The following is an 8014-nucleotide window of genomic DNA, read 5'->3' on the forward strand; positions in this document are numbered from 1 at the left end:
ATTGGGCAGGACGCGAAGCAGACCTTTTATGCGAGGTGCGAGGATTGTATTTAAAAGCGCTGGAGATTCAGGGGTTTAAGTCCTTTCCGGAGAAGACGGTGTTGACCTTTGGCGCCGATATCACCGTGATTGTAGGCCCCAACGGATCGGGAAAATCCAATATTGCCGACGCCATTCGGTGGGTGATGGGGGAGCAGTCCACCCGTACCCTCCGGGGCAACAAGATGGAGGATGTCATCTTTGACGGCACCGCCAAGCGCAAGAGCCTGGGGTTTGCAGAGGTGACGCTGGTGCTGGACAACAGCCAGCACCTGCTGGACCTGGAGGAGCAGGAGGTGGCGGTGACCCGGCGGTACTACCGCTCCGGAGAGAGTGAGTACTACATCAACCGCCGTTCCTGCCGCCTGCGGGATATCAATGAGCTGTTTATGGATACCGGTCTGGGCCGGGAGGGCTATTCCATCATCGGTCAGGGCAAGATCGACGAAATTCTGTCGGTGAAGAGCTCGGATCGGCGTGAGGTCTTTGAAGAGGCGGCGGGCATCTCCAAGTACCGCCACCGCAAAGAGGAGGCGGAGCGGAAGCTCCAGCGCACCGAGGAAAACCTGGTGCGCATCAACGACAAAATTGGCGAGCTGGAACTCCAGGTGGAACCCCTGCGGGTGCAGGCGGAGAAGACCAAGAAATATCTGGTGATGCGGGATGAGCTGCGGGGGCTGGAGATTTCCCTGTGGCTGGAACAGCTGGAGCAGTTGCGCTCCAGCAGCATCCAGCTGAAAACCGCCCTGGACACCGCCACCGCCCACCGGGAGGCCCTGCGGCAGGAGCTGGAGGGACTCTACCAGCAAGCGGAAGGCTATGCCCAGCAGATGCAGCAGCATGAGGTGCAGGCCGAGGAGATTCGGCGGGCCCAGAGCGACCTGGAGCAGCAGGTGCACCAGGGACAGAGCCAGCTGGAGCTGCTGCGCCGGGACCAGAAGAACAACACGGACAACATCCAGCGCATCCAAGACGAGCTGGAGCAGCAGGCGGGCCGGGCCGGTTCTCTGGCTCAGCAGGTGCAGCAGCGCCGGGAACGCCTGGAGCAAGTGGAGCGGGCCATGGCGGACTGCCAGGCCCAGCTGGAGCAGCTGGAGGAGAAAAGCCGCCACCTCATGGACTCGGTGGGCGGCCTGGACCAGGAGCTGGCCCAGCTGAGGGAGCAGGAGCGTCTGGAACAGGCATCTGCCGGTGAGGCCAAGGCCCTGTTGTCCGCCCTGTCTGCGGCGGGGCAGGAGCTCATGGACCGGGAGGAGAGCGTGGCCCGAGAGCTTTTGGAGCAGGAAGCCCAGAAGCGGGACATGGAGGAGGAACACGGACGCCTCCAAGGCCAGCTGGACAAGTTGGTGGAGGAGCGGGACGGGGTGTCCAACACCATGGCAGGCTATCAGATGCGGCTGCAAACTCGGCAGCGGAAGGTCCAGCAGGCCATGGAGACCCACCGCCGCCTGGAGATGGACCACAACAACCTCCAGTCCCGCATCCACATGCTCTCCGAAATGGAGAAATTCTACGAAGGATATTCCAAATCCGTCAAGCTGCTCATGGGCGAGGCCAAACGGGGCGGCTTGTCGGGAATTCGCGGCCCGGTGGCGGGGCTCATCCATGTGCCCGATGCCTATGCTGTGGCCATTGAAATCGCCTTGGGCGGTGCCATGCAGCACGTGGTGGTGGAGCGGGACCAGGACGCCAAGCAGGCCATCGGCTGGCTCAAACGCCGGGACGGTGGCCGGGCCACCTTCCTGCCCATGAACACCATGCGACCGGGTTCCCTCCGGGAGACCGGGCTGGAGTCCCAGCCCGGGTACGTGGGCATGGCCAATGAACTCATTGAATACCACGAGGATTATGAAACTGTGATGTCCAATCTGCTGGGGCGCATCGTCATCGCCCAGGATTTGGACCAGGCCATGGCCATGGCCCGGCGGTATGGACACCGCTTCCGCATTGTCACCCTGGACGGCCAGGTCCTCAACGCCGGCGGCTCCATGACCGGCGGCTCTGCCTCCCGGTCTGCGGGCATTCTCTCCCGGGCCAACGAGCTGCAACGGCTGCGGGGCCAGATGACCGCCTTGGAGCAGGAGATGGCGGGTTCCAAAGAGCAGCTGGCCCAGGTCCAGCGGGAGCAGGCAGCGGCGCAATACGAATTGGACAACGCAGCCTCTCAGCTGCGGCAGGCGGAGGACGCTGTGCTCACCCATTCCCAGCAGCTGGAGCACCACCAGCAGCAGCTCCAACAGGTGGAGCAACGGTGCGCCACCCTGCGCCAGGAGCGGGAGACCTTGCAGCAACGTGGGGAGGAAAACGCCCAGGCGGCCCAGCGGGCCAAGGAGCGTATCACCCAGCTGGAGGGCTCTGCGGCGGCCATCCAGGCCCAGTCCCAGGACAAGACCCAGGGCCAGAGCACCTTACAGCAGCAGCTGGAGGCGTGCAGCGGGGACATGGCCGCGGTGCGGGCCAAACTGGCCGGGCTCCAGGGCGAGCAGAACGCCATGCAGGTGAACCTGTCCCAGCTGGAGCAGTTGCAGCAGGACCTGTCTGGGGACACTGCGGGCCGTCAGGCTATGGTGGAGCAGCTCCAGGCCCAGAACCAACAGATTGCCCAGCAGATGGTGGAGCAGGACACCCAAGTGCAGGCTCTTCTGCGCCAGCGGGAGACCTGGAGCGGACAGCTCACCTCCGTCAACCAGAAAAAGCTGGAGCTGGAGGGCAAGCGCAACCAGGCGGACAAGCAGGCCCGAGAGAAGAACAACGACCTATTGTCCATGGAGCGGGAAGTGTCCGTGCTGGAGCAGAAGTCCATGGCAGCGGCCATGGAGGAGGGCCAGATTCTGGACAAGCTGTGGGAGAACTACCAGCTCTCCCACGAGGCGGCCCGCAGTCAGCGGGTGGAGCTGGAGTCTGCCGCCAAGGCCACACGGCGCATTGGAGAGCTGAAACGGGGCATTTCTGCCCTGGGCAGCATCAACCCCGATGCGGTGGAGGAGTACCAGCGGGTCTTTGAGCGGTACAGCTACTTTACCGACCAGCGGGATGATGTGTCCGGGTCCAAGCGGGAACTGGAGGGCATCATCCGCCAGATTACCCGGGAAATGACCGACATCTTCCAGGAGAAGTTCCAGGAGATTCAGCGGGCTTTCCAGGAGACGTTCTTAGAGCTGTTTCGAGGTGGCAAGGCCACCTTGGAGCTGGAGGACCCGGAGGATGTGCTGGGCTGCGGCATTGAGATCAAGGCCCAGCCCCCCGGCAAGGCGCTGAAGATCATCAGCTTGCTCTCCGGCGGTGAAAAGGCCTTTGTGGCTATTGCCCTGTACTTTGCCATTTTGAAGGTGAGGCCCACGCCCTTCTGCGTCATGGACGAGATCGAGGCGGCCTTGGACGACGCCAACGTGGTGCGCTACGCCCAGTATCTGCGGCGGATGAGCGATCGGACCCAGTTTATCGCTATCACCCACCGGCGTGGCACCATGGAGGAGGCGGACGTCCTCTACGGCGTGACCATGCAGGAGCAGGGGGTCAGCCGCATTCTCACCATCAATCTCAACGAGATGGCGCAGGAAATCATTACAGAAACAACATAAGAGGTGACCAAACATGGGTTTTTTTGATAAAATCAGAAAGATCGGAATTTTCAATGGCTTTTCCAAACTGGATGACGACTTCTACGACGAGTTGGAGGAGTCTCTGGTCATGGCGGACATGGGAGCGGAGACCACCATGGAGGCTGTGGAGGAGCTCAAGCAGCGCTGCAAGCGCAATAAGATCAAGGACACCGATGGGGCCAAGGCCTGCATGAAGGAAATTCTGGCCGAAATCCTCACGGTGGGCGACCCCCGGGTGGATATGAGCCGCACCCCCGCTGTGGTGCTGTTCATCGGCGTCAACGGCGTGGGCAAGACCACCTCCATCGGAAAGCTGGCTGCCCGCTGGAAGGGTGAGGGCAAGCGGGTGCTGCTGTGCGCCGGAGATACCTTCCGGGCCGCCGCCGCCGATCAGCTCACCATCTGGTCGGAGCGGGCCGGGGTGGACATCATCAAGCAGCACGAGGGGGCAGACCCCGCCGCCGTGGTGTATGATGCCATGAGCGCCGCCAAGGCCCGGAAGACCGACGTGGTGCTGGTGGACACCGCCGGGCGTCTGCACAACAAGCAGAACCTGATGAACGAGCTGAATAAAATCTCCCGGGTCATTGACCGGGAGTGCCCAGACGCCAGCCGGGAGACCCTGCTGGTGCTGGACGCCACCACCGGACAGAACGGCCTCATCCAGGCCAAGCAGTTCGGGGAGAGCGCTGGCATCACCGGTATTGTCCTCACCAAACTGGACGGCACCGCCAAGGGCGGCATCGTCATCGCCATTGCCAAGGAGCTTGGGGTGCCCGTGAAGTACGTGGGCGTCGGCGAGCAGGTGGGAGACCTGCAGCCCTTTGACGCCAAGGCGTTTGTGGAGGCGCTGCTGTAATGACTTGGTTGATGGTAAGCCTGCTGGTGGCGGTGTACGGCGTGTGGTATGCCGTCAATCCCCGCCCCTATTTGCAGCGTCGCATGAAGCGGAAGGACGTGCCGGAGCAGTCGGTGCGCACCGCCCGCATGGTGGGAATTGTCCTGGCCGTGCTGGGCATTGGCGTGGCTGTGATTCAGGCCGTGAACCTGGGCCTTGTGGGTTAAATGTAAGGAGGAGAAAGATATGACTCGTTTGGATGGAAGAGCGGTGGACCAGCTCAGAGACATTCACATTGAAACCAATTTTGTCAAATTTCCCGAGGGCAGCGTCCTCGTCACCTGTGGCAACACCAAGGTGCTGTGCTGCGCCAGCGTGGAGATGACTGCTCCCCGGCACGTGGCTGAGGGCACCGGCTGGGTGACAGCGGAGTACTCCATGCTGCCCCGGGCCAACCGGGAGCGGTCCCGGCGGGACGTGTCCAAGCTGAAGCTGTCCCCCCGCTCGGCGGAGATTCAGCGGCTCATTGGCCGCTCCCTCCGGGCTGCGGTGGATTTGACCATGCTGCCCGACATGACCATCACTGTGGACTGCGACGTGTTGCAGGGGGACGGCGGCACCCGTACCGCCAGCGTCACCGGCGGCTTTTTGGCCCTGGCCATGGCGTGCAACAAGCTGGTGTCCGACGGAGTGCTGCCCGCCTCTCCTGTAAAACACTATGTGGCCGCCATCTCTGCGGGCATCGTGGACAACGTGCCCATGCTGGACCTGTGCTATGAGGAGGACTCCTCGGCCATGGTGGACCTGAACTGTGTGATGAACGAGCAGGGCGAGCTGGTGGAGCTACAGGGTACCGGAGAGGGCCGGGCGTTCACCATTGCCGAGCAGCAGCAGCTGGTGGCTCTGTGTCAGAAGGGCATTGAGGAGCTCATTGCACGTCAGAAAGAGATTTTGGAGGGTTGAGGCATGAAACTGGTATTGGCCAGCCAAAATGAGAAAAAGCTCAAAGAGATGAACGACATCCTCTCTCAGCTGGGCATTGAGGTGTGCCTCCAGTCCCAGCTGGGGGTCCATGTAGACGTGGAGGAGACCGGGGAGACCTTTGAGGACAACTCCCTGCTCAAGGCAAAAGCGGTGATGGAGGCCACAGGAATGCCCGCCATCGCCGATGACTCGGGCCTGTGTGTGGACGCTCTGGGGGGAGCCCCCGGGGTGTACTCCGCCCGGTATGGCGGGCCCGGCCTGGACGATGCGGGGCGGTACCGCCTGCTGCTGGAGAATATGCGGGGCCAGACTCCCCGTACCGCCAAATTCGTCTCGGTCATCACCTGCTGCTTCCCCAATGGGGACGTGATCACCGCCCGGGGGGAGTGCCCCGGCACCATCGCCTATGCGCCCCAGGGCGAGGGCGGGTTCGGGTATGACCCCGTGTTCTTCCTGCCCCAGCGGAAAAAGACCTTTGCCCAGCTGACGGCGGAGGAGAAAAATGAGATCTCCCACCGGGGCCGTGCTCTGGCCCTGTTCCAGGAGAAGCTGAAAGAATATTTAAACAAATAAAGGAGTTCAAATATGGATTTGACAAGCAAGCAACGGGCCCAGCTGCGTGGGCTGGCCAACAACATCGACACCATCCTGCACATCGGCAAGGACGGCATTGGAGACAACCTCATCCGCCAGGCCGATGACGCTTTAGAGGCTCGCGAGCTCATCAAGGGCAAGGTGCTGGAAAACTCCATGCTCTCCGCCCGGGAGGGCGCCGAGGAGCTGGCCCGTGCCACCCGCAGCCAGGTGGTGCAGGTCATCGGCACCAAGTTTGTGCTGTACCGGGAAACCCACAGCAAGGAGAAGGACAAGCGCATCAAATTGGTCAAGTAAACTCCGGTTGACATAGAGATCATTCAAATGGGAAAGGAATGTGATGGGAAGATGAGAATCGGCATTTACGGCGGAAGCTTCAATCCCCCGCATCTGGGCCACATGGCCGCAGCCCGGGCTGCCATAGACAGCCTGAACCTGGACCGGCTGGTGTTGGTGCCCAACAGTCAACCTCCCCATAAGCAGCTGCCCCCCGGCAGCCCTACCCCGCAGCAGCGCATGGCCATGACCGCAATGACAGCGGACCAGCTGGGTCCCAAGGCAGAGGTATGGGACGTGGAGCTCAGACGGGAGGGAAAGAGCTATACCGTGGACACCCTGGAGCAGGCAGTGGAGCGGTGGCCAGAGGATGAGCTGTGGCTGCTTATGGGCTCGGACATGTTCCTCTCCCTGGAGGACTGGCATCTTCCCCAGCGTATCATGGAACTGGCGGGCATCTGTGCCTTTGCCCGCACCCGGGAGGACATGGACCGCTGCCATACCCATTGTGCAACCCTGACCCAGCGCTATAACGCCCGAGTTCAGGTGATTGAGATTCCCGATTTGCGGGAGGTCTCCTCCACCCAGATTCGCAGCCAGCTGCCCCAGGGTGAGGGGATGCAACACCTCTCCCAGCAGGTATACGGCTATATCCTGCGGGAGCGCCTCTATCACACCCATGCCAATCTAGCCCAACTGTCGGTGGAGGAACTGCGGTGCGTGTCCAACTCCATGGTCAAGGCCAAGCGTCTGGCCCACATCAAGGGGACCGAGGAGGAGGCGGTGCAGCTGGCACGCCGTTGGGGCGCTGATGTGGACCAGATGCGCCGGGCAGGGATTCTCCACGACTGCACCAAGTATTTCCCCCTGGAGCAGCACCTGGCCATCTGTGACCGGTACGGGTTCCCTCTGGATGAGATGGAGCGCAGATCGGAAAAGCTGCTCCACTCCAAGAGCGGGGCCGCCCTGGCTGAGCATGTCTTTGGGCAGGAGCAGGCTGTGGTCCAGGCCATCTCCTACCACACCACCGGGCGGGCCAACATGACCCTGGAGGAGATGATTCTCTACATGGCCGACTATATTGAGCCCAACCGGGCCTTTGAGGGCGTAGAGGAGATGCGAGAGCTGGCCTACCGGGACTTGAAGGCGGCCATGCTCATGGGCGTGGAGATGTCCATGGAGGACATGCGGGAGCGCAACCAGCCCATTCACTGTAACACCCTGGAGGCCTACAACTGGCTGAAAGAAACTTGAGAACCGGACACCCCTGAGGGGTGTCTGTGAAAGGAGAAATATCATTGTTAACTTCAAAGGAAATGATCGCACTGGCCGTTCGGGCCCTGGACGCCAAGAAGGGCAAGGACATTAAGGTGCTCTACACCGCCGACCAGACCACCCTGGCCGATTACTTTGTCATCTGCACCGGCACCTCCAACACCCAGGTCAAGGCTCTGTCCGACGCCGTGGAGGACGCCATGACCAAGGCAGGGGAGGAGCCCCACCACGTGGAGGGGCACCGGGGCGGCCAGTGGACCCTGCTGGACTACTCCGCCATTGTGGTGCACGTGTTTACCGAGGAGGCCCGGGAGTTCTACGCGCTGGAGCGCCTGTGGTCCGACGCCACCCCCGTGGACCTGGAGGAGTATCTCATCAAGCCGGAAGCTTGATGTTACGGACAAAA

General features: G+C 61.9%; 8 protein-coding genes. All 8 read left to right on the forward strand.

The window, feature by feature from the left end; genetic code table 11:
• Positions 1-35: 35 nt before the first annotated feature.
• The 8 genes from smc (at position 36) to rsfS (ending at position 8000) form a co-directional block, all read left to right on the forward strand.
• Positions 36-3620, forward strand: a complete 3585-nt coding sequence (gene smc, locus E0L15_RS08720) for a chromosome segregation protein SMC (protein ID WP_168125284.1) — start codon at positions 36-38, stop codon at positions 3618-3620.
• A 13-nt stretch (positions 3621-3633) separates the two neighbouring features.
• Positions 3634-4500, forward strand: coding sequence for a signal recognition particle-docking protein FtsY (gene ftsY / locus E0L15_RS08725; RefSeq protein ID WP_087229700.1), 867 nt, complete (start codon positions 3634-3636; stop codon positions 4498-4500).
• Positions 4500-4706: a hypothetical protein gene (locus E0L15_RS08730; protein WP_087389914.1), complete on the forward strand. Its 207-nt coding sequence runs from the start codon at positions 4500-4502 to the stop codon at positions 4704-4706. Before ftsY ends, E0L15_RS08730 begins: the two co-directional genes overlap by 1 nt.
• Positions 4707-4725: 19 nt before the next feature.
• Positions 4726-5442, forward strand: a complete 717-nt coding sequence (gene rph, locus E0L15_RS08735) for a ribonuclease PH (protein WP_168125285.1) — start codon at positions 4726-4728, stop codon at positions 5440-5442.
• 3 nt (positions 5443-5445) lie between these two features.
• A complete protein-coding gene (locus E0L15_RS08740; protein ID WP_168125286.1) occupies positions 5446-6036 on the forward strand; it encodes an XTP/dITP diphosphatase in 591 nt (196 codons plus the stop codon).
• Positions 6037-6048: 12 nt separating this feature from the next.
• Positions 6049-6354 (forward strand): ribosome assembly RNA-binding protein YhbY, encoded by a 306-nt coding sequence (gene yhbY, locus E0L15_RS08745; protein ID WP_087229713.1) that lies wholly within the window; start codon positions 6049-6051, stop codon positions 6352-6354.
• 51 nt (positions 6355-6405) lie between these two features.
• Entirely contained in the window at positions 6406-7587 is a 1182-nt protein-coding gene (gene yqeK, locus E0L15_RS08750; protein ID WP_168125287.1) for a bis(5'-nucleosyl)-tetraphosphatase (symmetrical) YqeK, read from the forward strand.
• A 62-nt stretch (positions 7588-7649) separates the two neighbouring features.
• Entirely contained in the window at positions 7650-8000 is a 351-nt protein-coding gene (gene rsfS, locus E0L15_RS08755) for a ribosome silencing factor (RefSeq protein WP_087229719.1), read from the forward strand.
• Positions 8001-8014: the final 14 nt, after the last annotated feature.

It is taken from the genome of Pseudoflavonifractor sp. SW1122 (assembly GCF_012027765.1).
GTDB lineage: Bacteria > Bacillota > Clostridia > Oscillospirales > Oscillospiraceae > Enterenecus > Enterenecus faecium.